Raw genomic sequence first — 24,237 nt, 5'->3', positions numbered from 1 at the left:
GCGGCGTTACTCTTACTTATACCCAATCGCCATTGCATCTAAACAGGAAAATATCAATGAACGCCAAAACCATCACGAAAACCGACTTCTTAGCGGCTGTCCATACCAAGCAAGCTATCTTGCCGGCCATTTCCGCGTTGAGAAAGATAGATAGCCGTGTGCTTGCCGGCAATAGCTATTCAGCAAAGAAAATCAGTCAAGCCGTTAGTGTTTTGGAAATGCACATTAAGGACTGCGATAAGCTTTTCGCGCAAGCCGAGGCTGATCTTCAGGCGGTTGGCGGCCAAGCGTTCGTGGGCAGGGTGGCCAGTCGTTTGCTCGCTATTGACGGGGAAGTTAATTTACACAGCAGGAGCGCCGAACTCCTAATTCAGGGCCACAACCACAAAGTAAATTCCTTAAAACATGACGGTTTTACCCAATCCCAAATCGACCAAATCGAGCCTCACCCGCAGCAGCAATTAGACGACCACGCCGCCGCCATCGAAGCGCTGAAAGCCGAGAAAGAAAAGCTACATGCTTTTCTTTCATCCGCCCCGGTTTATGAGATGCACCATCTTGTCGGCACCTCTTATGGGGGCGGCTTGAACCAAGCGGAGGTCGCGTAAATGCCGGTCAACATCAACAAGGCGCACGCCGCAGAGCGCTTAACTGCAGCTATTACCGGACTTAAAGGCATTACACCAGAGTCGCTGAATTATGACTCGGAAGCTTTCGAAAATTGCCTTAACACCATGCTTTGGCTTCAGACCATCCTTGATGATGTACAGGGCAAACCGCGAGAAGAGCCACAAGCACGTAATGCCCTTGTCGATGAAGATTTGCTGTTAGCTGTCGCGCTGAGAGTCTGCTCGCTGCAATCTGACATCGAATTTCTTTTCAAATCTGGCGATCAGGCGGTTGCAGCGCGCGAGGACCAAATCCAGGAGCTTCGCCGCCAAGGCTACTCCCAGGAAGAGGCGTTGAAGCTACACCCAGCCGATGACCTGGAAGAGCTGCTCGGCGAAAAATACGAGGAAATTCAGGAACTCCAGGGCCAGCACACCAAGCTTCGCGAATTTCTCGCCGATCCGGCATATGACATCAGGATTTTGGCAGGCACCGAGTTCGAGCAGGCCGAGCCAGTTTCACATTAAACGCAAACAGATAGGAAATAAATAATCATGAATATGCAGATAGTAACCGGCGAAAAATTAGGCGAAGTAAAAGCCAGAATCCAGGCGCTTCAAGAGATTGTTCGGTTCAACCAAGATGACAAAATAGGTTACGAGCGCATGCAGCTCGCAAATCGGTTTAATGCGGCAATGAAAAATCGAATGACGCCGGCAGAATTTGTCGAATTATTTCCAAATCCGCCAGTTTCAGGAACAAATTTGACGCTGTATAACGCAGTAAAAACCGGTGCCGACCAACTTTCGCCAGCAAACGAAAGCCCTGAAATTGCAGCCGATTTTCTGGAACTTGACAACTATTTCCGTAATGCCGCAAAGCCCGACAGATCGTTAACTGAGGCGGAGTTTTCCACACTGTACCCTGAGCCAAATTTCGACATAGAAACCGCTGCCATTGCCACCGCTCAGACAGAAGCCGATAAGTTGCGCAGCTTTCTCAAATCAGGGCCATACCCCGATTATCCGAGAATGTACGATATCGATTTTCTGACCGGCACTGCCGTATCACCATAATGCGGCGTTATGGCATTGCAGAGTGATAGCCAGGGATTCCTGGTAGGTGATCCGATTGACCTTGGTCGGATGCCGGGATATTTGCGAGACATCAAGAACGATGTGGCTGCGATCAGAAAGGCAGCAATCGGCGGCGGGATAAATAGCACACGCCAAGCCGCTAAGCCGCAGTTGGCCCCAGTAGCAAACCGCAGGCAGGAGGCAAGCCCCTTGCGCGGCTCGAATGGCCGGTTCTTGCAGTCGTCATTTAATGGCAAAGCTGCCGAGCCACCCAAAACCAAATCATCGTCGGCGGATGTTGCCGCCTTAGCGTCCCGTCTTGCCAATGTCTCGCGCGGTGGTCTTACTGCTGCCGGCGATGTAGATCCGGCTGCAAAGGCGTTCCAGGAAGTGACTAAGCCCATGCGGCGAGGTTTAAGCCTGTTCAATCGCGCTGATAGCAAGCAGGAAGGATTACTTCGCAAGATTTTCAGGAAACTTGATGTTTTCCACCGCGAAGAAAGCGTTTACAACAAGGCCGCAAAGAAAAGTCTCAAGGCTATTGAGGAAAAGCCAAACGGCATTAATGGCGGTAGCAACACTACGATCAACGCCGGTGGCGGTGGTATTAGTGGCTTGCTGCGTGGGATGTTGGGCGGCGGAATGCTCGGTGGACTGCTTTCTAAGGTTGGCCGGGGTGCTAAAGGCCTCCTGAGACGCATCCCTATTCTGGGCACACTGTTTGCCGCTGGTGGCGCTGCTGTTGATGTGTTTGGCAGTGAGTCAGATCCTAATCTGTCCCGCGCGCAGAAAGATGCGGCGGCGGGAAAGTCAATCGGTGGATGGACTGGCAGTCTAGCCGGTATCGGTGCCGGCGCATTGGCAGGTTCGGCTGCTGGCCCGGTCGGCACTATCGTAGGCGGCGTGGTTGGCGGCTTCCTTGGGGATCAGGCTGGGCAGATTATCGGCGAAAAATTCGGAACGTGGGTAACTGAGCTCAGACAAGCCGATGTGCCGGGCAAACTGGTAAGCGCGTTCGAAACTTGGACCGGCGGCTTCGACTTCCAAAAAGGTTTCGAGCTGTGGCTTGCGCGCACAAAAAGCAATTTCGCCCAAGCCGGCAATGTTGTTGGTGAGCAGCTCAACGATTTCAACACATTCGTCGACAAGAATACCGGCGTTAACCTGAAAGAAATGGGCGGTCTGTGGCTTGATCGTACCCAAAGTAACCTTTCCGGTGCTTGGGATACCATCAAGGGCACACCATCTTGGCTTCTCGACAACACTACGTTTGGCAAGGCCGGCCAAAAAGCTTTCGGTTCGTTCGGTGCAATACCGGGCCTGTCTGATGCACAAGCCGCTGCATACGCTGCCGAAGTCATACGGACCGAATCCGGCGGTGATCCGCTCGCCGAAAATCCGAAAGGGTTCTTGGGCCGCTTTCAAATGGGGAGTGAAACTCTTGCTGATGTTGGCTTGGTCAATCTCGCAAAGCTCAAAGCCGCTAAAAAGTCTGGTCGATACGATCAAAAATCGTTCCTCGCTGATTCCGCAAACTGGAATATCCCCGGCGGCAAAGAGGCCTATCTCAGTGATTCGGCGTTGCAGGACAAAGCTTTCACCGACATGCAAGCCCGTAATTTTACTCAGGGCGTGAAATCTGGCGCCATCAGCATGGCCGCAAGCCCCGAGCAAGTCGCAGCCTACTTGAAAGCCGCCCACCTCGGCGGTGCCAGCGGTGCCAGCGATTACGTGCTCAGGGGCGTAGACAAATCGGACGGCAATACCTTGATGTCAAGTTATTACAAACAGGGTGCCGCAGCTGTCCGGGCGGTGTCGGTTAACGCACCGTCATTCAAGACGCCGGCTATGCCAACCACGCCTAAAGTAGCGGACGCACCAACGGTAATCGAGCCGCTGAGCACGGATAAAAACAAAGTGCAAGTCGTTCGCGTCGAAGATAGCGGCGACGTCGGGAGAGATTTGCGTGATCGAGGTATCGCCCATATTGCAAGCGGCGGTTACTTCCCATTTTTTTACTAGTTCGACATTGTTTCGAGGGGTTCCGCATAAGGCTGAACCCCCAATTCGGCAAGTAAATTTCGACAAAAAGGCCAAAATGTTCAATACACCGGAAATCGATAAAGATGAAATTGCTCTATCAAAAGAGGTCGGGCTGCGGATGCTTGAGGCGCGTAAAGAGTTCTGTAAGCTCTCTCAAAAACAAGCCGCAGATATGCTAGGAATCACATCCGATCAACTTCGTGCCATGGAGGAAGGGCTTTTGCTTGTGCCTCTCAGCGTGATCAAAAAAGCTGCGGAAATTTTTGACGTGTCCGCCGAGTGGCTGCTTTCCATTACCGACGACTGGGAGTTTTGCGAAGAAACACGTGAGCGTGATTTTCTCGCTGGTATGGAGCGTCTTCAGCTTGAGAACCACGCCAAGACAGTAGCGAAACAACTGTCGCAAGACAATAAGATAACTGCCCTGGCCGATGCTTTGGCCTTGCTTGGTCCAGCTATCCAGGCGATAGATGATGGCTTTACCCATTTTTGGATGGCAAACCCTGAGTTCGAGAATATGCCGCGCTCGGCTGTTATTCTGAATCGGATTGATCAAGCTCAAGCTCTAGCGCGAAGTGCAACATTAAGCCTTGTTCGCGTCAAAGCCTTGGCGATTGACTCCCTAGCCGCTTTACCGCAGCCAAAGCCAGCGATTAGGGTTTGGACAAATCCGGCATTTCCGCAGCCAGTCCTAACCCCCATAACCGAATGCAAGCCGCGCGCATCCCGTAAGCGCAGCAACACCACGTTAGCAGCCGTCGCATCATAAAAACCCATAACAGGAAACGAAATGGCAACAGCACCAGATAAACCCGTTGTATTAACATCCGACTGGGGCGGGCTATCACCGCACCTTATCGCAGAATTTTATACCATCGACCGCAAAGGAAAGCGGGTTGACGATATTACCGTCAAGGCAGCGCTGACTGAATCAAACTTGGAAATGTCATTAACCTGGTCAAGCCCTTTCGAGAATCAGAGTTCTTCAAATTTCATGCCCACGCTGCAAATGATGGTGCAATCCGGCGCTATCGAGGGCGTATCGAGTAAAGCCGGTAGCATCTTCGGAAGTGATTTGCAGCGATTGGCGCACGGATTGGAAGGCAGAACCGGAATAACCAAGCTAAATTCGACGCAAGTTTATGTAGGCGGACAAGCGGCCAAGTTCAACATTACCGCTCTTTTCAGGGCGTGGCGCGATCCCGTTAAAGAGGTTCACGAGCCATTCAATCAGCTGATGAAATGGGCGCTTCCCGTCGAACTATCCGAAGAAGGATCATTGGCCGTGCGACTGCTTGAAGATGGATTTTCCTATAAAACGGCGTTTCCTTCGCAGGCGCCGGTTCTTCTGGCTGTGAAGTACAAGGATTCCGTCTACTGGCCACTGGTTATCGAATCGATCAGTAAGGACACCAACGCCCCGATTGATAAACAAGGCCGGTTCGTTGAAATGTCGGTACCCATTCAGTTATCAACCCTGACAGCGATTGATCGCAGTGACTGGGATAAATACCTGTCTCACAATACCGGAGTAAATTCAAACCAAAGGCGATAATTCACGCTCGGTAAGTTGAAGCGGCATTACCAGCGGCCACGATGATGTTGCTCGAACCTTGGCAGTTGCTGTGGTTGCTGCTGTTGAGGATAAACAAAGCCTCTAACCGGTGGCAACCCGTAATAATCGGCCGGGGCCTGATAACCGGTCGGAGGCTGCTGATTATATCCCCTATAGCCGCCCTGGTAACCTTGATACCCCTGATAGCCCTGATACCCCTGGTAACCTTGATAGCCTTGGTAACCCTCGCTCTGGTTATAGTCATCCCGGTAATCATCCCGGCGCTGGAATTGCTGTTGTTGGGCACGCTGCTGCTGTTCGTATTGCCTTTGTTTCTGTTGCTGTTGACGAGGCATGTAGACCCAATCATCCTGATCGCCGAAAGCCGTACCCGATAGAAACAGGCTAAGTACCAAAATCGTTACTGGTCCGCGCATAAATCCTCCTGTTGTTGGATTTCTCTGTTGCAGACGATTATCCTCCGACGTTCCTTAATCGACTGCAATTTATTTAAACAGGGGCAACACAACGCTCATCATCGTGCTTTGGATTGTTCACCCAGTCGCCTACCGCTGCGGCGGTCATTTCGGCATAGGCGTGGTTATCCAGTAATTCAAGGGCCTCGTCGGCGCCAGCGGCTTTATTCAGCCATTGCCGGTAGTAGCCCGGCGTTATGATGACCGGCATTCGGTCGTGGATGGGTTGCATTAGCTCAGCTGCAGCTGTGGTAATAATCGTGCAGGAATACAGCGTTTCTGTTTCATGCTGCCACTGCTCCCATAGGCCGGCGAAGGCGAACAGGCCGTTGTCCGGGCGGTGAATGTGAAAAGGCTGTTTGCCGTTACGGCGCTCCCACTCATAAAAACCGGTGGCCGGAATCAGACAGCGCCTGTGTTTGAATGCCGAGCGGAACGACGGCTTTTCCTTCACCGTTTCTGCTCTTGCGTTGATCAGGTGCCCGCTGTTTTTGGCATCTTTAGACCAAGAGGGCACCAATCCCCAGTGGAGATTGACCGCTTTACGCGACCGGTCTTCCAATTCAACGATTGCGAGAATTTTTTGGCCGGGCGGAATGTTGTAACTGGGCTGAAACTTCACCTGGCGCAGCAACTGAAAATGCTCAATGATGATGTCCGGCGTTGTCGTCAAACTGTAGCGGCCACACATACCCTTGCCTCACGCTGATTACTGGGATGCATTAAACCCGAATGTCCAGGAGTTGCACAATACCGTCACTAAGAACAAATATAGAACAATGGCCTTTTCGATGGTAGGCTATGCCACCCGTTCATCAGACTAATTGTCATGCCATGCCTGTAATGCCTTTTAAACGTAATGTCGTCGATGATGTAGTGATTTTGGCAGATCGACTCGCCGTGTCCAAGCCGTCTCAATGGCTACAACGACTTCGCCTACCGTTGTTCGCTGGCAAAGTCTCTGCGGGTTTCCCTTCGCCAGCAGCCGACCACATCGAAAAAAACCTGGACTTAAATGAATTGCTGATCCAAAAACCTGCCGCGACGTACTTTGTTAGGGCACAAGGTGAATCGATGCTTGGGGCCGGCATTCACCCCAACGACATCTTAGTCGTCGACAGATCCCTGGAGCCGGTCGCGGGTAAGGTAGTGATTTGTGCACTCAACGGCGAACTGACGGTTAAGCGCCTTACGTGTGAAAACGAACAGTGGACACTAAAAGCAGAAAACCCGGATTATCCTGACATTGTTCTCACTGATGATTTGGATCTGGTGGTGTGGGGCGTCGTGACCAATGTTATTCATGCTGTTTAATTATGCAGGAACAGGCTCGCATCGCCTTGGTGGACGCCAACAATTTTTACGTTAGTTGTGAGCGGGTATTCCGACCCGATCTGAACGGCAAGCCGGTAGTCGTCTTGAGTAATAACGATGGCTGTGTGGTGGCCAGAAGTGCCGAAGTGAAAGCGTTGAGGACTATTAAAATGGGTGTACCGCTGTTTCAAGTCCGGCATCTGGTTGAGCAGCACAACATCCAACTTTTCTCATCGAATTATTCGTACTACGCCGACATGTCTGCCAGGGTAATGGCGACCCTTGAGTCCTTTACCCCATCCATGGAGGTGTATTCGATTGATGAAGCTTTTTTAGATTTAACCGGCGTCTACCGGTGTCAAACCGACCCAATAGCTTATGCCAAACGCATCAAGCAAGCGGTGTTCCGCACGACGGGTATTCCGGTCTGTGTCGGTATGGGGCCCACCAAGACCTTGGCTAAACTGGCAAACTTTGCCGCGAAGAAGTGGAAACAAACCAACGGCGTATTAGATCTGTCGGACCCGCTACGCCGGGAAAAGCTGATGCGTCTCGTCCCGGTCAACGAGGTTTGGGGTATTGGCCCGCAAATCTCGCGCAAACTGGATCAACTCGGAATTAAGACCGTCTGGGAGTTGGCCTGCCAACCGCCGGAGAAAATCCAGCAGCAATTCAGTATCGTTGTAGCTCGGACGGTGATGGAATTGAACGGTATTGCCTGCTTGGACCTGGAAGAAATTGCCCCGAATAAACAGCAAATTGTCTGTTCCCGCAGTTTCAGCCGACGCTTAACCCACTACCACGAGTTATCTGCTGCGCTGGCCGAGTTCACCAGTCGAGCCACCGAGAAACTCAGGCAACAACAGTCGGTAGCCGGCAGCGTGACAATCTTCATTCGGACCAATGGTTTTGCCGAACGCGAACCGCAATACCAGCGCAGCGCCAGTGCTAGGCTGGATCAACACAGCCAAGATACTCGGGTGATTCTGGCTGTTGTGGATCGCTTACTCCGTGCCATTTACCAAACTGGTTACGGGTATTACAAATGCGGCGTACAACTCAGTCATATTCAGTCGGAAACCGCACCGGGACAAACTGAGCTATTCGACTTTACCAACTCTGGTTTACCGGCAGAAAACCGCGCCTTGATGAAAACGGTAGATCACATCAACCAACGTTTCCCTAAGGGCATTGCTATCGCCACGGCTCGTATCGATCAAACCTGGAAACCTAAAGCAGAGAAAATGTCTCAGCGCTACACCACCGACTGGCGTGAGCTGGTCTGCGTCAGCTGCAAATAAACCTAGCGTATATCAACTCGGAAACCTCAATCAAAATCAACTTTTCAACGTGCTTAAATTTCCCAACTTCCAAGACGCGGGGAAAACATGCAGCCGGTAATCATCGACACAGAAGAAAAGCAAAAAATCGTTAAAACATTCGGTCAGCGCATGACAATTGCGCGCGAAATGTGCGGACTGAGCGGTCTGGAAGCAGCCGAGTTGCTTGGATACGCCAATTCGTCCAAGCTCAGCAAGATAGAACATGCCAGCGACCCGGAAACCATCCCAGTTTTTTTAATCTACAAAGCCTCAATCGTGTACCAAGTATCCACTGACTTCCTTTACGGTCTGTCGGACTTTTGGGACCGAAATCCGGTCACCGCCCAAGAGCAGCAGATTAAACGGGCACTTGAAGAGGTCACCGCCGACGAGAACAACGCTATCCGGAATCTGTTTGATCAGTTGTCGGTGGTCGAACAGGCGGCAGAGGTTGCCTTCAATCGATTCGGGGAAATCAAGAAGATCGTCAACCGCTTCCGCGAAATCAATCCAGAATTCGATGAGCTGAAACTAGGCGCCAAACTGCTCAGAGTGGTCGATGAAGCGAGTTCGGAAGTCGCGGCAATTGGGCGGAAATTGGCGGGGTATCATGCATCAACCCAATACAAAACGTAATTTCTTCATCCCATAAAGGCCAGCCCCTATGCCAAATACCAAAAAACCTACAGTTGGCCGACCTACCGCATTAAAACCGGAGTTCATTGACCAGGCTTACAACTACTGCCTGCTGGGCGCCACCGATGCGCAGTTGGCCGGATTCTTCGGTGTGAGCGAGAAGACGATCAACACCTGGAAAAAGCAGGCCCCGGAGTTTGCCGATTCCCTTAAGCGCGGTAAAACGCTGGCAGACGCTCAAGTCGCCAATTCGTTGTTTCATCGCGCGACCGGCTACAGCCACCCGGAAACCAAGGTCAACATTGCAGATGGTCAGGTCATCTTGACCGATGTAACCAAGCATCACCCGCCAGATACAACAGCGGCGATATTCTGGCTGAAAAACCGTCAGCCCGATAAGTGGCGCGATAAGGTTGAGGTCAACGGTTCACTGAAGCTGGACAAAGAAACACTGGATATGATCGAAACCCAATTCGTCACCAAAATGGCAGCCGCACATGAACGCCAAAAAGCGGTGTTGGCTGAACGTGAGGCAAGGCCCGAAGCAGAGTAATCAGGCTTATGGCGAAGGCTTCGATTTTCCAAGATCCCAGGTACCTCGAATTCGTTGAACGCTTCCACGCTGACCCGCTACGTTTTGCGGTCAGCGTGTGCGGCATGTCGCCATCGTTCGACCAGGAAGACCTGCTTTTCGCTATTTCCCCGCCCAATGCCAAGGTGTCGGTGGTGTCCGGCACGTCAACCGGCAAGACGGCAGCATTCGGACGGATAGCCTTATGGCATCTTCTGTGCCACCCGGTCGCGGTGTATGAAGGCAAGGTCGAAATCGGTTCGAACACCTACATTGGGGCCCCAAGGATAAATCAGGTTGCCGACGGTGTTTGGAAAGAGATGAACGACGTTTATCTCGCCATCGCCAACGGGCCGTATGGCTGGATAAACGACTACTACGAGATTACCAAAACCCGAGTAGCGGTCAAAGGCTTTGAAGACCAGTGGTTTATCACCCAGGTTGCTATGCAGCAAGGGCAGTCAATCGGCGTTGCGGGTAAGCATCGATATTGGCAGCTGATCATCATCGATGAGGCAGCTGGTGTATCGGATGAGCATTTCGATGTAATTGACGGCACCCAAACCCAGCCGGGCAACCGCACATTGATGGCATCTCAAGGAGTGCGCAACGCCGGCAGATTTTATGAATCGCACCACAACCTATCGCGCGACAATGGCGGTTCGTGGATTTCGTTGCGCTTTAGTTCCGAGCGGTCGCCATTTGTCACTATGCAGTGGCTCAAGGATCGTGACGACGAAACGGGTGGGCGCGAATCCATTGAGTACCGAATCCGGGTTCTCGGTCTGTTCGCTGAGGATTCCGGCAGCAACCTGCTTACCCGGGTCGAACTGGAAAGAGCGTTCGAGCGCGGGCAAATTATCCGCGATGACGAACCGTATGGTTTGTTGGTGCTGTCGGACGTTGGCTTGGGCGAATACCGCGACGAATCGGTCGCCATTATTGCCAAAGTGATTGGCTATGGTGACTTTGGCCCGGATGCGCGGCGAGTCGAGTACATCGAAATCCCGTACTGCACCAATAGCAAAAACGAAATCATTTTCGCCGGGGATCTGGCTAATCTGGTTGGCAAGCTATCAAACGCCACGCTGATGGTCGATAACGGCGGCGTTGGCGCGACGGTGAACAAACTGATCGAGGCCATGGGGGTTCCGGTCGTCAAGGTGAATTGGGGCAAGCCATGTTTCAAGAAAGAATACCAGGACCGATTCTACAACCAGCGGGCATGCGCTATGGTGCGGATGCGTGACGGCATCAAGTCGGGCCGGGTGTCGTTTCGAATGAACATCGACCGCAAGATGAAGGAAAAGATACTGCTACAGGGGGCGCGGTTGCCTTACCACTTCGCCGAGGCGGGCGGACTGCGGTACGTGATGGAAAAGAAAGAGGTCATGCGTAAGAACGGCATCAAGTCGCCCGACATATTTGATGCCAAGTCGTTCGCGTGGCTGGAAGATGCGATTTATATGGTGTCGGATAACGCCGGCAGCGGCGTTAATTCAGCGGTGGCTAAAGCGATAGCCGAGGCTGAGGATATGTTTTCGGATGTGGAGTGAGGATTTTTGAATGGAGATGTCGGTAGGGTGATCGGCAAAATGGACAAAGAATTGATTGAGCGACTAAAAACCGATTTCGTTGATCGAATGGCTATGGCGAGGGAGAGACAGCGGAAAGTCCTGGTTGAGCGTGGACTGCTCGGCGAGGATGAGCCTTATTAACGCCTTGACGTTCCCAAGACAACCATTCTTGGCATCAAGGCATCGTAAGAATAGGCCCCAATGAATACAACAGTCAAGATACAGCTCACACCACCGTCGCACCCACGACGCATTAAGGCTGTAACAGGGCGATAGCCAGGAGATTGTTGACTGAGCCGCTTTTTACAGCCGGAATGCATAAAGAAGAAACCAGCAATCGACCAATCCAGGGCTCCCTTTGTGTTGATATGTCTCTGGATTATGGTAAATTGAAGTTCTGATCGGCGCTCGTTCTTTCATCACTGGCTTTATGGTGATCGGATTGCAAGGCAGGCTGTATGCCAGTATCAGCGAGATATGATAGCGCAGCATCCCAAAAAAGAAGTTTACCGGCTAATTCGTCCGTGGCTCTTGACCACGGTAGCGGGTTAGCTGGTTTCTCAATCTGGTTAAGCAGGTTCGAGCGGCTCTTGACCACTCGCTAACAATCCTGGCCTTTTATCAACTCAATCATTACGCGGTGTTTGACGTCATGGCAATGTTATTCAAGGGCTACCGCCCACGTATCGCGATGCAGATGGCAAACGGTGACAAGGAGCTATCAAGGTGGCTTGGTACCGCTACTTACGCTAAAACCAGCAACGGTTACTGGCTGGCTTGGCATGCGAATGCGACAGATCGTTTTTTGGTACTACCACCCGAAGGCTCAGCCGACCTGGAATGCCAATGGATTGAAAGCTGGGAAGGCGACTATACCGTTGATATGGCCTTCGATTACGTTGAATCCGGTCGCTTTGAGCGAGACGAGCCATTTGTCCTTAATTTATTCATCCAAGACCCGGTAACGGGCGAGTGGCGTTAAGTCATTGCTGGTGACATTTTTGAAGGCCGCACACCGTCGCGGCTTTTTGCTATTTATTGGACGTTATTAGCGGTTAATGACCTATTAACCCACCGGAAAACGATAGGCGAACGACTTAGTTTTGTATTGCCCTTTTTTCTCCAATTTCAATTTAAAGATTGAAAATAAACTGCATCAAAAATAGGAACAGGCACCGATTGAAGTAGCACCAATAGCACTTCGCTGTTTTCGGTGTATTTCCCAACAATGCCAAACCATCCATTTACTTTTGCTGTTTTCTCGAATTCATCTTTTAATTTTTCAGGTATGCGAACCTTAAAATAACTTCTGCTAGTTAGTAGCTGCGCAACAAAAATATTGTCGCCATCCATACGATTAATCATTCCAACCATTGAATAAAATTGGTTATCAGGTTTTATTTTTGGCGAGTTTGCTAATGCTTCTCCTTGCTTTGCATCATAAAAAATTGATGCTTCCTCGACTGATTCTGGTTGCTTTTTTCCTGTTTTTAGTAATATTTTTAACTCATCTTTCTTTCGCTTTTTATCCTCTTCTTCCGCTGTTTTTTTTGCCGCTATTTGGCGTATTTCCTCATCAATTCTTTCTTGCTGACGCGCTAAATTATCTTTGTTTGCCGAATAGGACTTTGCTTTAATTTCAGACCTAATTTCGGCGTAATATTCTTGAGCCTCTTTTTCACACGTACTCAAAGGATAATTGATAGGCTTAGAATTCTGAGCATAAATACCCAAAGAATCGCAAGCCATTCTTGATACTGAAAAATTATTTGGATTTTCTCTTACGAATTGCCTTACCTTTAATCTGGCGTCTCCGATTGAAATATTGTCTGGCCCAAAATAGAATGGTGAATAAACAGAATCATCAATAGTTGCGCATGCTGATAAAAATAGAATCGGGTAAAATATAATTTTTCTGATCATGGTCTGCTTCCCGCAATAATTTCAAGCTCTTTTGCTCTATTCCCTGTTTCAGAAACAATACATTCGTTAGAATTGATAGCCGCCGATGTGCCGCCGTCTGGATCTGCATAAAATCCGCAATTTGCGTCCCGATATTTCAACCATGCTCTTTGGGCTTCTTGTAGCGCTTTAACTCTCTGCTTTTCGATTCCGGTCATTGCTGACTTGTAGGCTTTATTCAGTCGTGCATCTTGAATTTCGGTTTCCGTTGAAATGCAACCGAGTAATTCGTTGGTGACGCCACCAGAATCAGCCACGCATTTTTTGTACTGATCAGATAAATTAACATCATCCGCTAATACAACAACCGGAAAAGCCGCCAAAACGAAAACCAAAAACATCATTCCCTTACACATACCCATTTCCTCCAACAGTAAAAGTCAGCCCAAAAGTAGCCGATAGCGCTGCGACGGTCAATGCGCAGTGGTTCGTGTGGCCCTATTTCAAATTCGGAAAACGGCGCAAATAGGCCCGAAATCATCCATCAACATATCACCATCGTTCACTAGACCTATTTAGGAGGTCACGATGGCAAGCAAACCAAGCCCACACAGAATGGCGGCAGTAGCGTTAGGCTATTTGCGCGTCTGGCATATCACAGGCGACGAAAAGCGCGGCATTGATCCATTGCTGCCGATTGGTCGATCAACGTTCCTGGCCCGCGTAGCATCGGGCGAATACCCGCAACCGATCAAGCTTGGTAAGCGGACAACTGCCTGGCGAAAATCGGACATTCTGGCTCTGCTTGAAAGTTTCGACTTAGCTATCGACGTGGAGGCAGCATGAGCACCGATGCAAAATTGAAGCTGGTCGAAGTTCATGGACAGAAATTGACAACTACCACCTTGATTATTGCTGAACAGTGCAAAGTAAAACACGAGAGTACAATCAAGCTTGCTAGAAAATTCAAATCCGACCTGGAAGACGTCGGAAGGGTCGGATTTGAAATCCGATCCTTTCAGACTAATGGAGGTGTCCAGGATCAAGAAATCGCGGTGCTCGACGACTACGCTGCCATGCTGCTCTTAACACACATGAGGAGTAACGAGGTAGTCCGGAAATTCAAACTGGAGTTGGTTCGCGAGTTTAAGCGTATGCGTCGAATTCTTTCAGAACCAGGCCGAAAGTCTGAACTGGCTGCAAAACGCAGTACCGGATCAGAAATGACCGACATGCTGCAATTCGTTCGGGAATCCGCCGGCAAGAAAACCACCAAAGGGCATTGCATCGGAGAGCACATGTTCTGTAACAGGGCGTTGACCGGCAAGTGGGCAGCAATCAGTGAAGCTGATTTGGATGTTTACGACACGCGGCTACTGGCGGCGATCCGGAAGCGCAACATGCTGTTAATGACGCGGTACCCAAAGCAGGCTGACAGGAAGAAGCTGATGGATGATTTCGTTTCTCAGTACCGGGCCAACCACCCAAGGCTTGCACTGGTCGCTTGATTCAATAAATGGGGGCTATCCTTCAATGTGGTAAACCTGCCCAGGCTTTGTCGATTTTTAATTTCTCCCAGTGGGGAGTGTTCAGGAATCTGGCGGGCTACGGGCTTTAACCTCTGTTTTGCGTCATTATCCTGAAAGCTAAATATCCGAGGAAGCATGGCGCTCGTGTGTCGACCTGTGAGCGCAAGACACCACCGACCGATCCAAAAACGCCTGATAGTGTTGATCGGCCAACAAGATGTAACGCGCTGCTGGCTCAAGCAGATTTTGCCTTTTACAGGCCAAGCTCATTTGTTCGTAAATCTGAAACCGACTGAGATGCCCGAATTTTTCCAGAAACACCGAGCGCGGAGGATCGCCGCCAGGCCTCTGCCTAGGGACTTCGATATTTAAACGCCAGTCAACTTCATCAAGAAGCCGGTGAAATTCATTGATAGCTTCGTCAAATTGCCCGGCCTTGCTCAATGCGAGTGGCAGCCTTAGCCAACGCTCCATTGGGTAGATTCCGGGGTGCTTCCGCATCCTCTCGGCCTCCGACCGCAAGCGAGCCAACTTAGGGGCAACAGTCTGGCTATTTACCTTTGCCATCCTGAAGCCGTTCCCAAAGCGCCCGGATAATGACGCCACTTGCATCGTCCGGATGAATGCCGGTACCGCAGGCCGCCGCCAATTCGCTTTCGGGTTTGTGTAGCCCAAACGCATACCGGATCGCTACACCAAGGCAAAAGTGGAACTCGACCAGTTCGTCTTCCTCTGCGCTGGCAAGTGCCCGGCGCTCGGTGTCGTTCATGATGAGCAAAAGCCGGTCAACAGCCTCGTCAACCGTGCGTGGTGTTCGCAATATCTCGCTACTGAGTGCTGACCAAATTTCAGTCAATTTGACCTTCCTTGTTGCCTGGCGACTACTTAGGTTGAGTTGTCACGGCTTTGTCACAGGGTTGTCCACAGGAGTTGGGGATAACTGACCAATCAAAGACCATTACGTCAGAAAATAAACTCAACCAAAGAAATATCTATTAATCGAAATAAATCAATTAATCGTAGCGTTTTGGAACATATCTTTAAGCCTACCATCGATTGAATGATCTATTAGGATAGTCAGAAGAGAATAAAAGTAATGGGCCGTTTCGTCATTACTAAATGTAATTTCGTTACGGTCTAAAGCCAATACCAAGGCTTTAGTTACAATTTTTAGAGTCTCTTTAAATTCAAACGGATTTGTTGTGTCTAGTGTCATTTGCTTTGATAACTCATGTAATCTCGAAAGAGTTAAGCTCGTTAATAGATCCTGAGTTTCTGAATCTTTTGTATCCGTCATTTGATTTATCTCTTGTGATTGAAAAAATAGGAATAAAAGTAAATAGAGCAGCTATATCATTACCTACCGAAAGCCTCTAGGCAATACCCTCATTCCCTTATTGGGTCAAAAAAATTTCCTTGACACCACCACAGCACCAAGCCTAAGCTTTAACCGTGCCGACACATTCGGCGCCGGGCGTGAGAACCTGTTTATCTAGGCGTAAAATACGCCACTGCCATTAGTGGCTTTTTTATGCGCGTCATTTTTGCACGGCTTTGCTGTGCCTCTTTTATGGCGGGATTGTTTGGGCAGCCGAAAGGCTGGCCGTGCCTAGATACGGTATTCTCACCCCACTCAATCCCGTCGCCTATGCCGTGAGAAGCTCGGCGGCGGTTATTCATATTTTCTAGGAGTACCGCTATGACCACCCAACCCAACCAGGGCGAAACCGCCCAAGAAACCGCGCTTTTCAATAAACACGACTGCTACAACACTATTCAACGTGCGAATGCAGTCTTGACGATTATTCTGGATAACTGCGCATGCCTTATTGAGGATCAAAACGTCGTAAACGCATTATTTAGCGTTCAGGGCGAGATCGATTCTGCTGAGCGCCTACTTGCTGAATCCATCTGGGGCAAAGACGACTCGGTCACCGACAAGCAGCAAGAAACTGTCGAAGGCGGTGCAGCATGAACGCAATCACAGCAACCCTACCAAGGCTAGATACTCTTTTTGAGTCCGCGCAACGCGCCCACGCCGTGATTTTATTGCTGGCCGAATCCTGTTATTCCCCAGCGTATACTGACACTGTTATTTATTCACTGTGGGCGGTGGAACGCGAACTTAGAGAAATCAAAGAGGCCTTGGGCGACACTACCAATCCCGCTAAAAGCGATGGTGGTGCGCCATGAACAATAAATTAGCACTGGATCGACAAGAGTTTGCAAATGCAATTTCGATCAGCTTGAGAACTCTTGACCAAATGATTAAAGACGGCAAGGTTCCACCGCCTTCGAGCAAAGTTCCTAAGCATGTGTGGCCTGTTGCTGTAATTGAAAAATGGCTTCTCGAAGAATACAACTTGACTGATGAAACCACAAAAGCTGAAAAGAAACGCGGTCGTAAGAGGTTAGCAATATGAGCGCCGCGAATTTTGTAAAACCCATCTGTGCCGGCGAGACCGTGATAGATGTGATTATGCAATCTGCCGAGCGCGCAAGCGGAGTACTTGGATGGTGGGAACGTAAGGCAACAGAGTATTTTGTAAAATGCAGTCGAGCGGCAACAATGCCCGGTATCAGTTATTCTTTTAGGTGAAATAAACATGAAAATTACGAAAATACAGCAAGCTGAAGATGACATTGTTGGTAAAACTTTAGACCATATTGTCGACAGTCATTACGCACCAAGCGCAAAAGCCAAAATGAGATCAGATATTCTGATTACCTATAAATGTTTAATAAACCTAAAGGAACTCGATCTTGACATTCTTTTCGCGATATTTAATAGCTTTTTGCAGGACTTGAAGAATGAGGCAGATGACCGCTTCGCACTGGATGTCGTTGACTACGATTTAAAAACAATCGGATTGAAAAACATTGCATTCGATGGTGATGATTACAGGTTCGAGTTCGATTCGAAGGAAAACCATGATCGCTACAGCCCTATATTGCTGCATGTCGCAGCGGTGCTTTACTGTACCAGCGCAAGAACATTTCTTGATAGCCTCCAATCAGATCAAACAATCCACTAGACCAGCAGCCGGGAAACCCCCGGCTTTTTTTGTGTCTGTTAAAGGTTCAGCAGATGCTTAATATCTGTTGAGCATTTGATAGGCAAGTATCGAGCGGTTGCACGATAAAACCATACGTCACCACTACCTGTAGCAACCAGCAATCAAAAACCCACAATCAGCGCAATTTTGAACCGGAATTAACTGCAACTGAAGTTTTCCCCACGCCCAGGCAAGCTCTTAGCCACGCGCTTCTCGACCTAGTTCATCTTCTGCAACACGCCAACGCCAATACCGCTCAGGCTTCACCCAAACGACCGTGGTTTCGGTCCGCTTGAGGAAAGCAGTTAGAACCGCTTTGCCGACAACCTGGTTGCCATCCGCATTCTCAGTCAGCAAATCTTCACGCTTGGCTTTTACAATGTAGTCCACCACGTCATCTTGGTAAATGCAGCCTTCGTGCTCGACCTGTGCGAGCATCCACGCCGCCACTGTGTCGGGTGTCATCCTTCGGCCTTCGGCGCGGACGGAACCTCTTCCAACGAATTGACCGGAAAGCGGCCCTGCTCCAATTTCTTGCCCGCGAACCACTGCGCGTACAGATAGCCATCTTTAGCCGATGTTTGCACCGTCATGTCTGGCCCACCCGACTTCAGCTTGACGATAGTACCGACGGCGAATTCTTCTTTACCCTTGACCATTTTTATTCCTTTTCTGAGCGGCGAGGGCCAATCCCTCGATACTCGCTATTATTGGGAGAGAACCGAGAAATTTCAACTGACGGCTGATTGCAGGCCTCTACAACTACCGACTAAACCGACAAAAGCCCTGTTGCTTGGTCGAACTGTCGGGGGCAGGGCTGATCCAGATCGGCCAGTTACGGCCATGCCGAGGCCCAACATCCAAGCCAAGGCACAGCAGATCGAAGCCGGCGGATATAAGACAGATGCTACATGTCGCCTGTGACCTTGCAGTTGTTGATATCAAGCTGCAAATTTGGCTAGTCTCGGTTGAGTCAGAAATATCGGGGAGGAATACATCGGCGATACGGGATGAGATTACTGCGAACTGGAATAGTGGCTTGTGCTTTAGTTCTTGCGTAAAATCTAAAGCATCAAGAAAGGTCGTTTTGATAATCAATATTTCACGGATAACTCAAGCTGCCTATAACACGCAATAGAGATGGAGCGTTGATAAGCGTGACACGCAGAAAATGACCGTGCCTTTTTACCCAATCATTCCTATTGCTGATGATGCTCCGGAATTGCCTGAACAGCTAGGAACCAAAACAAAATACTGGCTGCATATTGATGCAAAGCGATATTTGCTGAAGATTGGCCGCGCCAATACCGGTGAAAACTGGGCAGAAAAAGTGGCTTGCGAGCTGTGTTCTTTGCTGGGTTTGCCTCATGCGCATTATGAATTTGCATTATGGAAACACCATAAGTGTATTGTGAGTGAAACTATTGTGCCGAAGGACGGCCGCTTAATAATGGGCAATGAGCTGCTTTCCGAGATTCACATCAATTATCCTACTCACCAGCGTTACCAGGTAAGTGACCATACCTTTGGGAGAATCCATGCCTTGTTGAACAGTTCTGAGATTTTGTTGCCTTTATATTGGGTATCGCCGGGAGATGGCATCAAGAATGCTTTTGATGTTTTTGTGGGTTATTTGTTATTGGATGCCTGGATAGCCAATCAAGATCGACACCATGAAAATTGGGGGGAAATTGCTTATAATGATGCGATATTTTTAGCCCCAACTTATGATCATGCCGCATCTATGGGGCAAAACGAGACTGATCAGGTGCGCAAAGATCGATTAAAATCTCGTGATCCAAGGCGCCATATTAGCGCTTATGTTGAAAAGGCCCGTTCAGCAATTTATTTGAACAAGACTGAACAGAAACCATTATCGACAGTCCGAGTGTTTGAAATGGCTGCTGAGAGGAGCCCTAATGCCGCTAGTTGCTGGCGAGAAATGTTAGGTGATATATCGAAGCAGCAATGTTTGGCTATATTTGAAAAAATACCTTCTTCGGAAATAAGCGAAGCTGCAATTGAATTTGCCGTAGCCCTTTTAGAATTAAACAAGCAACGGATTTTAAAGGAATAAACGTCATGAAATCGCTCTATATCGCTTGGCAAGACCCCGAAACACGGCTATGGCATACCGTGGGGAAACTATATAAACAAAACGACACCTATTGTTTTGTCTACACTCAGGGAGCATTGACTTCGCCACGCTTTAAATATCTTGGCAGAATGCATAGCTTGTATCAGCGTTATGTGTCCCGCGAATTGTTCCCTTTGTTTTCAAATCGGGTGTTAAGTCGTTCACGACCCGAATACCCGGATTATGTGCGCTGGCTGGCGCTTGATCCAACTCAGCAAAATGACCCGATGCAGTTACTTGCTCGTTCCGGCGGCAGACGCGGCACCGATGAGTTGTGCGTTTATCCTCATCCTGAACCAAATGCTAATGGTCAAATCGAGCTATTCTTTTTAAGTCACGGCTTGCGCTATCTTGATCAAGCGAATTTGCTGCAAGTTAATAGACTTCAAATTGGGGATAGGCTTTCTTTGAAGCCAGAAGACGATAATACAAAAGATCGTTTTGCCCTACGCCTGGAAACTGATGAACCGCTAAAAGTAGGGTATTGTCCGCGCTATTTGAATCAAGATTTGCGACGAGTGCTTGATCAGGTTGATGTGCAATTAACTGTTGAGCGGTTGAATCTCGATGCGCCTATTCAATTCAGATTGCTTTGCCGTGCCGCATTCACACTACCTGCTGGTTTTGAGCTGTTTGCAGGTAATGAGTATTTGCCCTTGGATAGTGTGGCGGTTGCCGCGTAGCTGTCACCGACCAAAATGCTATAGTTTTTTGTTTCTAAAGTCCTCCGTTTTGTCCCCCGTATTTGTTTTATTGGTTGGCAGCTTGCCGGCGAGGCAGAACGAAACAAGCTGATAAACGAAGTTAATGCAGCTTGTTGGTTGCTCATCGTGCGCATGGCGTTCTGTTCTTTGGTGGACTGGTTGAGAAGCCCATGAACGACGACCAGAAAGAGCAGGTAATTAAGAGCCTAAAGACGCTCATGCAGCGGACGCACCCAGACAAGGTGGAAAGGCTTTTCCGATCAGTTCAAACAGCTTCAAGAGGCGCTGGCATACGTTCGCAGCAATATCGACTTGACGGCAGGTCCAGCCAAACAGTTACAGGGCTAATACCGGGAATTCCCGGTTTAAATTCCGACCGCTCAGGATTGCCCTGAACGGTGCGCCAGCCCGCTAATTTACTGCAAAGCTGGAATTCCTGCTTTGACTTGTCCGCACAAAACAAACAGTTACCATGTAAAGCCTGAGCGGTGGCGTTTATCAGCATGATTGGCTTGCCATAACCTCCTTTAAAGACTGGTCCAAAATCAGGACCAGCTTCGGATTCTATTACCTGGAATTCCAGGAATTAAAATAGGAAACGCCGCTCGTTCCGCGAATTTACTGGCCTTGAGCTGTTTTGTATCATCCCGCATTGATACAATTACCAGGCCAATAACCGGAATTCCAGGTATTGAGTCAAAACAAGGCCTTGATAGGTAAAGGGAAATTCTCCCGCACCTCGCCCGCCCGCTAATTTGCTAGGTTTCTGTTGAAAACTGCGCATGGTCATTATGACCATCCCCACCCACGTCGTTTTGATGGCGTCGGTAATGCCGACATCATGTAGACGCCAGCAAATTTGCGTTCATCTGATTTAGGCTTGGTATTGCCGACTCCATCAGACGAGAGCAAGAAGTGATAGTTAACTTTTACTCTGACGTACTCCGAAACCAATTCCCGTTTGCCGTGTTTCTTGCCAGTGCTAGACTGTACTTGCACGTACCTAACCCAAGGGAGCACGTCATGTTTACCAAGAAAAAAAGCCTACTCATCATCGCCGTTACCAGCATTTTTGCAGGCAACGTCTGGGCTGAAAAGCCCGACTGGAAAAGCCATGAGGACAAACAGCACAAATCGCACAAAGAAAAACGCCATGATTACGAACAACGTGATCACGATGATGGCGGCCATAACTACCGCATCGAAGGTGAAAGTCGTTATGACAATCCTGCTCCCAACTCATACGAAACGGTCCGACAGTTTTTATTTAACGATCAACACCGAGTTCAAATTCGTAACTACTATTATGAGCAAGAACGCTCAGGCCATTGTCCACCAGGCTTGGCTAAAAAACGTAATGGCTGTATGCCGCCTGGCCAAGCAAAAAAATGGAGTATTGGCCAACGATTCCCTCAGAGTGCATCCTATAACTACCTGCCACCTGAACTTTTGTACCGACTTGGACAGCCTCCTGCTGGTTATGGCTATGTGCAATCCGCGTCTGACATTTTGATGCTAAATCTTGCGACTGGTGTTATTAGCGACATCATTTATAACTTAGGCAGATAAAAAACGCCGCACGCATTTGAAGTTCGGGACCATCTTTAACCAGAACTCATTCACTTTGGCTTGGGCGATTCGATAAAGGGTTTCAGTGGGACGGGAGGCCAGGCTTTAGATATTTACTTTTGCCCGTAGATTGGGTTGTGTGCAGATTTACCTTGAGGATTTGAACCTGAAACCGGTGGTTTGATCACGGCAGGAACATTGCCACAGCAACACCCAATCCGAGGCATAAACTATCAGCTTTAAAACTCGAAATATCACAATGATGACCATGCCAAAGCCACGCACACCGCCGCCGCCTCGACCAGGCTGGAATTACGATACCTACTTCCTGGCGCAGTTGGCCAAGGCCAAGGGACAAAAGGGGTAGCGGTGGTGGGTATCAGCCATAAAAAAGCCGGCAAAGCCCCCGTATAAGGCTTGCCGGCTGGTGCATCCTTGCAATCTCATGAACTGACAAGATGCCGGCCTGATCATTTGGGAGAACGGGCCGGCTGCGATCAATCGCCATTGAACGCAAGGTAAGTATATCGAGGGGAAAATGGCATTAGTGTTGCGGTTTCCGAAGTTCGTTCTTAGCGATTCGTCTATCTTTTCAAGTGCAACCGATCACGAGCAGTCGGTAACTGTTACCGATCGGTATTTAGGTGTTCCGCGACCGCTGGTTTATTTCAACGAATGAACGGGGGGATATGACATTTGTGCATCTGACGTTTGCAAAATCTCCGAAAGATGACGCCCACATCCCGCACAAATATAATTGCCGGTCGGCTCGCCATGCTTAAATTCTGTCAAAAATGAATCGTGACCACAGCGATCTATCGCGGGTTTAATGTTTGTTTTGCTTGGCCGGTGTTCGTGCATATTCCCTCTCCAAGTAATGTATTTTGCCGACCAAATTTATACGATGGAGCGATGCAATTCCGTTAATAACCCGGCAGGTTTTCGGTGTTTATTGTTAGCAATTTAGGAAGTGTGAATTGCGCTACATATCCGCAATTAACCGGCGTCGGTGCGGTCAAAACTGCGAAGCCTTGCACGGCATGATTCTCTGATAACTGGATAATCGAACTCAAGGAAATTAAATTAATGGGGAACTCCTATGAAATATGTCGCGGATCTGGTTGCTTTAATTTTTTTCGTCACGTCAGTTTTGATCGTAGGTCTTAATTTTGTGTTTACCATTTTTGCAGAGTGGCTTTCAGAAGTTAGGCACAATCATGATAATAATTTGGCTATATGATTTTATCGAGCGCACTAGCACTGCAAGGCGTAAATTTAGGCGCACTGGTCAAACAAACTGATACAAAATCGACTCAGATTGAAACAACTTGAAACTACCGCTATATAAGGAATACACTACAGTTTCACGTTGTTTCAATTCGTTGGTGATGCACTTTTAATGCGATGGTCGTGCGTTCGAATCGCACACGACCCACCACTGAATTGATATACAAATCAACCAGTTACTGAGAGTATCAGAGCTGGTTTTTTTGTGCCTGCAATCTTCCAAATTACCCAGTGGGTAAATCATGATGCCAAACGCAACATGGTCACCCCTTCTACTTTGGTCAATTTCTCAACCGCAGCAAGAAGCTCTCCAACCTCCGCAGGTGAATAATGCACCGTGATGTCGCCATCAATGTGATGCATGAGCGCCTTTCGGGTCTCCAGCGGTACGTCAGCCAAACGCAAACGCCTTGCAAAGGTATACCGAAGATTGTGTGGGCCAGATAACACGCTATCGCCAATCGGTAATCCAGCTCTTCTCCACGCATTTTTCCAGGCGGTATTATGCATCCTACTCACTGGCTTTCCACGGAAACCGAACACATGGGTATTCGATTTACCGCGCCGACTATCGACCACATTTTTTGCCACACTGTTTAGCACCAGCAAACATGTCGTCTGATTCTTGGTGAACTCACCAGGAACCAGAAAAATCGAAGTGTTCAATTCCGACACCTTGATCTCCCACTCCCACCGCAATTCCGCGACAATAAGCCGTTGAATGTCAGCTATCGAGATAGGTGAATTTACAGTTTCGGCCAACTTCTGCCGTTCGAGGTGTCTTTGTCAATGGCTGGTATAGATCATAAATTGTTCACTAATGGCAAACAGTTGATACCAGTTCTTCGACACGTTTCGAAAAGTCCTGTGAGTG

Annotated in this window: 32 protein-coding genes; 21 read left to right on the top strand and 11 right to left on the bottom strand. The window is 49.0% G+C overall.

The features are described 5' to 3' along the window. Positions 1 to 56: 56 nt before the first annotated feature. The 6 genes from QLH52_RS11955 to QLH52_RS11930 are packed head-to-tail and all read left to right on the top strand — an operon-like array spanning position 57 to position 5,283. Positions 57 to 608: a hypothetical protein gene (locus QLH52_RS11955; RefSeq protein ID WP_101053468.1), complete on the top strand. Its 552-nt coding sequence runs from the start codon at positions 57 to 59 to the stop codon at positions 606 to 608. Continuing rightward, positions 609 to 1,136, top strand: a complete 528-nt coding sequence (locus QLH52_RS11950) for a hypothetical protein (protein ID WP_101053467.1) — start codon at positions 609 to 611, stop codon at positions 1,134 to 1,136. 27 nt (positions 1,137 to 1,163) lie between these two features. Further along, complete coding sequence (locus QLH52_RS11945) at positions 1,164 to 1,685, top strand: hypothetical protein (protein WP_101053465.1); 522 nt, start codon at positions 1,164 to 1,166, stop codon at positions 1,683 to 1,685. Positions 1,686 to 1,700: 15 nt separating this feature from the next. Beyond that, positions 1,701 to 3,707 (top strand): hypothetical protein, encoded by a 2,007-nt coding sequence (locus QLH52_RS11940; protein ID WP_319961697.1) that lies wholly within the window; start codon positions 1,701 to 1,703, stop codon positions 3,705 to 3,707. After that, positions 3,652 to 4,497, top strand: coding sequence for a helix-turn-helix domain-containing protein (locus QLH52_RS11935; protein WP_133120692.1), 846 nt, complete (start codon positions 3,652 to 3,654; stop codon positions 4,495 to 4,497). The genes QLH52_RS11940 and QLH52_RS11935 overlap by 56 nt, the downstream gene beginning before the upstream one ends. Positions 4,498 to 4,518: 21 nt before the next feature. Then, positions 4,519 to 5,283, top strand: a complete 765-nt coding sequence (locus tag QLH52_RS11930; protein ID WP_319961696.1) for a hypothetical protein — start codon at positions 4,519 to 4,521, stop codon at positions 5,281 to 5,283. A 26-nt stretch (positions 5,284 to 5,309) separates the two neighbouring features. On the opposite strand, the gene QLH52_RS11925 is transcribed toward QLH52_RS11930, so the two are convergent. After that, the gene (locus QLH52_RS11925; RefSeq protein ID WP_205800386.1) at positions 5,310 to 5,720 is read right to left on the bottom strand and encodes a hypothetical protein; all 411 of its coding nucleotides are present in this window, start codon (positions 5,718 to 5,720) and stop codon (positions 5,310 to 5,312) included. Between the two features lie 73 nt (positions 5,721 to 5,793). Continuing rightward, a complete protein-coding gene (locus QLH52_RS11920) occupies positions 5,794 to 6,450 on the bottom strand; it encodes an SOS response-associated peptidase (protein WP_101053457.1) in 657 nt (218 codons plus the stop codon). Positions 6,451 to 6,602: 152 nt separating this feature from the next. Here QLH52_RS11920 and QLH52_RS11915 point away from each other — a divergent pair, with 152 nt between their 5' ends. The 6 genes from QLH52_RS11915 to QLH52_RS11890 all read left to right on the top strand — a co-directional run bounded on the left by QLH52_RS11915 (position 6,603) and on the right by QLH52_RS11890 (position 12,161). Beyond that, entirely contained in the window at positions 6,603 to 7,073 is a 471-nt protein-coding gene (locus QLH52_RS11915; protein WP_319961695.1) for a LexA family protein, read from the top strand. Between the two features lie 2 nt (positions 7,074 to 7,075). Next, entirely contained in the window at positions 7,076 to 8,374 is a 1,299-nt protein-coding gene (locus tag QLH52_RS11910; protein ID WP_101053453.1) for a Y-family DNA polymerase, read from the top strand. An 87-nt stretch (positions 8,375 to 8,461) separates the two neighbouring features. Beyond that, on the top strand, positions 8,462 to 9,031 hold the full coding sequence (locus tag QLH52_RS11905; protein ID WP_101053451.1) for a hypothetical protein: 570 nt from the start codon (positions 8,462 to 8,464) through the stop codon (positions 9,029 to 9,031). A gap of 28 nt (positions 9,032 to 9,059) precedes the next feature. After that, a complete protein-coding gene (locus QLH52_RS11900; RefSeq protein ID WP_319961694.1) occupies positions 9,060 to 9,584 on the top strand; it encodes a helix-turn-helix domain-containing protein in 525 nt (174 codons plus the stop codon). An 8-nt stretch (positions 9,585 to 9,592) separates the two neighbouring features. Beyond that, complete coding sequence (locus QLH52_RS11895) at positions 9,593 to 11,158, top strand: hypothetical protein (protein ID WP_319961693.1); 1,566 nt, start codon at positions 9,593 to 9,595, stop codon at positions 11,156 to 11,158. Between the two features lie 673 nt (positions 11,159 to 11,831). Next, positions 11,832 to 12,161 (top strand): hypothetical protein, encoded by a 330-nt coding sequence (locus tag QLH52_RS11890; RefSeq protein WP_129871434.1) that lies wholly within the window; start codon positions 11,832 to 11,834, stop codon positions 12,159 to 12,161. Between the two features lie 146 nt (positions 12,162 to 12,307). Here QLH52_RS11890 and QLH52_RS11885 read toward each other — a convergent pair whose 3' ends face one another. Together QLH52_RS11885 and QLH52_RS11880 are read right to left on the bottom strand one after the other, a co-directional pair. Further along, on the bottom strand, positions 12,308 to 13,102 hold the full coding sequence (locus tag QLH52_RS11885) for a hypothetical protein (RefSeq protein ID WP_319961692.1): 795 nt from the start codon (positions 13,100 to 13,102) through the stop codon (positions 12,308 to 12,310). Then, positions 13,099 to 13,497 (bottom strand): lysozyme inhibitor LprI family protein, encoded by a 399-nt coding sequence (locus QLH52_RS11880; RefSeq protein WP_051670315.1) that lies wholly within the window; start codon positions 13,495 to 13,497, stop codon positions 13,099 to 13,101. The genes QLH52_RS11885 and QLH52_RS11880 overlap by 4 nt, the downstream gene beginning before the upstream one ends. A gap of 172 nt (positions 13,498 to 13,669) precedes the next feature. On the opposite strand from QLH52_RS11880, the gene QLH52_RS11875 reads away from it, so the two are divergent. Together QLH52_RS11875 and QLH52_RS11870 are read left to right on the top strand one after the other, a co-directional pair. After that, positions 13,670 to 13,927: a helix-turn-helix transcriptional regulator gene (locus QLH52_RS11875; protein ID WP_225892906.1), complete on the top strand. Its 258-nt coding sequence runs from the start codon at positions 13,670 to 13,672 to the stop codon at positions 13,925 to 13,927. Then, positions 13,924 to 14,589, top strand: coding sequence for a Rha family transcriptional regulator (locus QLH52_RS11870; protein WP_319961691.1), 666 nt, complete (start codon positions 13,924 to 13,926; stop codon positions 14,587 to 14,589). The genes QLH52_RS11875 and QLH52_RS11870 overlap by 4 nt, the downstream gene beginning before the upstream one ends. A gap of 138 nt (positions 14,590 to 14,727) precedes the next feature. Here the strand turns inward: QLH52_RS11870 and QLH52_RS11865 are convergent, their stop codons facing one another. From QLH52_RS11865 to QLH52_RS11855, 3 genes are all read right to left on the bottom strand, one after another. Next, positions 14,728 to 15,111: a hypothetical protein gene (locus QLH52_RS11865; RefSeq protein WP_319961690.1), complete on the bottom strand. Its 384-nt coding sequence runs from the start codon at positions 15,109 to 15,111 to the stop codon at positions 14,728 to 14,730. A gap of 49 nt (positions 15,112 to 15,160) precedes the next feature. Further along, the gene (locus tag QLH52_RS11860; RefSeq protein WP_101053490.1) at positions 15,161 to 15,466 is read right to left on the bottom strand and encodes a DUF6794 domain-containing protein; all 306 of its coding nucleotides are present in this window, start codon (positions 15,464 to 15,466) and stop codon (positions 15,161 to 15,163) included. A 153-nt stretch (positions 15,467 to 15,619) separates the two neighbouring features. Then, positions 15,620 to 15,907 carry a hypothetical protein gene (locus QLH52_RS11855; RefSeq protein ID WP_319961689.1) on the bottom strand — a complete coding sequence of 96 codons (288 nt, stop codon included), beginning with the start codon at positions 15,905 to 15,907 and terminating at the stop codon, positions 15,620 to 15,622. A 402-nt stretch (positions 15,908 to 16,309) separates the two neighbouring features. Between QLH52_RS11855 and QLH52_RS11850 the strand changes: the two genes are divergently transcribed. The 4 genes from QLH52_RS11850 to QLH52_RS11835 all read left to right on the top strand — a co-directional run bounded on the left by QLH52_RS11850 (position 16,310) and on the right by QLH52_RS11835 (position 17,645). Next, on the top strand, positions 16,310 to 16,585 hold the full coding sequence (locus QLH52_RS11850; RefSeq protein ID WP_319961688.1) for a hypothetical protein: 276 nt from the start codon (positions 16,310 to 16,312) through the stop codon (positions 16,583 to 16,585). After that, positions 16,582 to 16,803 (top strand): hypothetical protein, encoded by a 222-nt coding sequence (locus QLH52_RS11845; protein ID WP_319961687.1) that lies wholly within the window; start codon positions 16,582 to 16,584, stop codon positions 16,801 to 16,803. Before QLH52_RS11850 ends, QLH52_RS11845 begins: the two co-directional genes overlap by 4 nt. Further along, positions 16,800 to 17,033, top strand: a complete 234-nt coding sequence (locus QLH52_RS11840; protein WP_319961686.1) for a hypothetical protein — start codon at positions 16,800 to 16,802, stop codon at positions 17,031 to 17,033. Before QLH52_RS11845 ends, QLH52_RS11840 begins: the two co-directional genes overlap by 4 nt. Before the next feature lie 183 nt (positions 17,034 to 17,216). Further along, positions 17,217 to 17,645 carry a hypothetical protein gene (locus QLH52_RS11835; RefSeq protein WP_319961685.1) on the top strand — a complete coding sequence of 143 codons (429 nt, stop codon included), beginning with the start codon at positions 17,217 to 17,219 and terminating at the stop codon, positions 17,643 to 17,645. A 219-nt stretch (positions 17,646 to 17,864) separates the two neighbouring features. Here the strand turns inward: QLH52_RS11835 and QLH52_RS11830 are convergent, their stop codons facing one another. Next, a complete protein-coding gene (locus QLH52_RS11830; RefSeq protein ID WP_319961684.1) occupies positions 17,865 to 18,131 on the bottom strand; it encodes a DUF6953 family protein in 267 nt (88 codons plus the stop codon). Beyond that, positions 18,128 to 18,325, bottom strand: coding sequence for a YodC family protein (locus tag QLH52_RS11825; RefSeq protein ID WP_319961683.1), 198 nt, complete (start codon positions 18,323 to 18,325; stop codon positions 18,128 to 18,130). Before QLH52_RS11825 ends, QLH52_RS11830 begins: the two co-directional genes overlap by 4 nt. A 512-nt stretch (positions 18,326 to 18,837) precedes the next feature. Between QLH52_RS11825 and QLH52_RS11820 the strand changes: the two genes are divergently transcribed. Together QLH52_RS11820 and QLH52_RS11815 are read left to right on the top strand one after the other, a co-directional pair. Beyond that, a complete protein-coding gene (locus QLH52_RS11820; RefSeq protein ID WP_319961682.1) occupies positions 18,838 to 19,743 on the top strand; it encodes a HipA domain-containing protein in 906 nt (301 codons plus the stop codon). Positions 19,744 to 19,748: 5 nt separating this feature from the next. Then, the gene (locus QLH52_RS11815; RefSeq protein WP_319961681.1) at positions 19,749 to 20,486 is read left to right on the top strand and encodes an HIRAN domain-containing protein; all 738 of its coding nucleotides are present in this window, start codon (positions 19,749 to 19,751) and stop codon (positions 20,484 to 20,486) included. A 286-nt stretch (positions 20,487 to 20,772) separates the two neighbouring features. Here the strand turns inward: QLH52_RS11815 and QLH52_RS11810 are convergent, their stop codons facing one another. Beyond that, entirely contained in the window at positions 20,773 to 21,012 is a 240-nt protein-coding gene (locus QLH52_RS11810; RefSeq protein ID WP_319961680.1) for a hypothetical protein, read from the bottom strand. 518 nt (positions 21,013 to 21,530) lie between these two features. Here QLH52_RS11810 and QLH52_RS11805 point away from each other — a divergent pair. Then, positions 21,531 to 22,076, top strand: coding sequence for an RcnB family protein (locus tag QLH52_RS11805; RefSeq protein WP_319961679.1), 546 nt, complete (start codon positions 21,531 to 21,533; stop codon positions 22,074 to 22,076). Positions 22,077 to 23,603: 1,527 nt separating this feature from the next. On the opposite strand, the gene QLH52_RS11800 is transcribed toward QLH52_RS11805, so the two are convergent. Then, positions 23,604 to 24,038, bottom strand: a complete 435-nt coding sequence (locus QLH52_RS11800; protein ID WP_319961678.1) for a tyrosine-type recombinase/integrase — start codon at positions 24,036 to 24,038, stop codon at positions 23,604 to 23,606. Positions 24,039 to 24,237 lie beyond the last annotated feature (199 nt).

It is taken from the genome of Methylomonas defluvii, from assembly GCF_033949435.1.
GTDB classification, from domain to species: domain Bacteria; phylum Pseudomonadota; class Gammaproteobacteria; order Methylococcales; family Methylomonadaceae; genus Methylomonas; species Methylomonas defluvii.
Note: the sequence above shows the minus strand (reverse complement) of the source record. Positions and strands in the feature narration are given on the sequence as shown.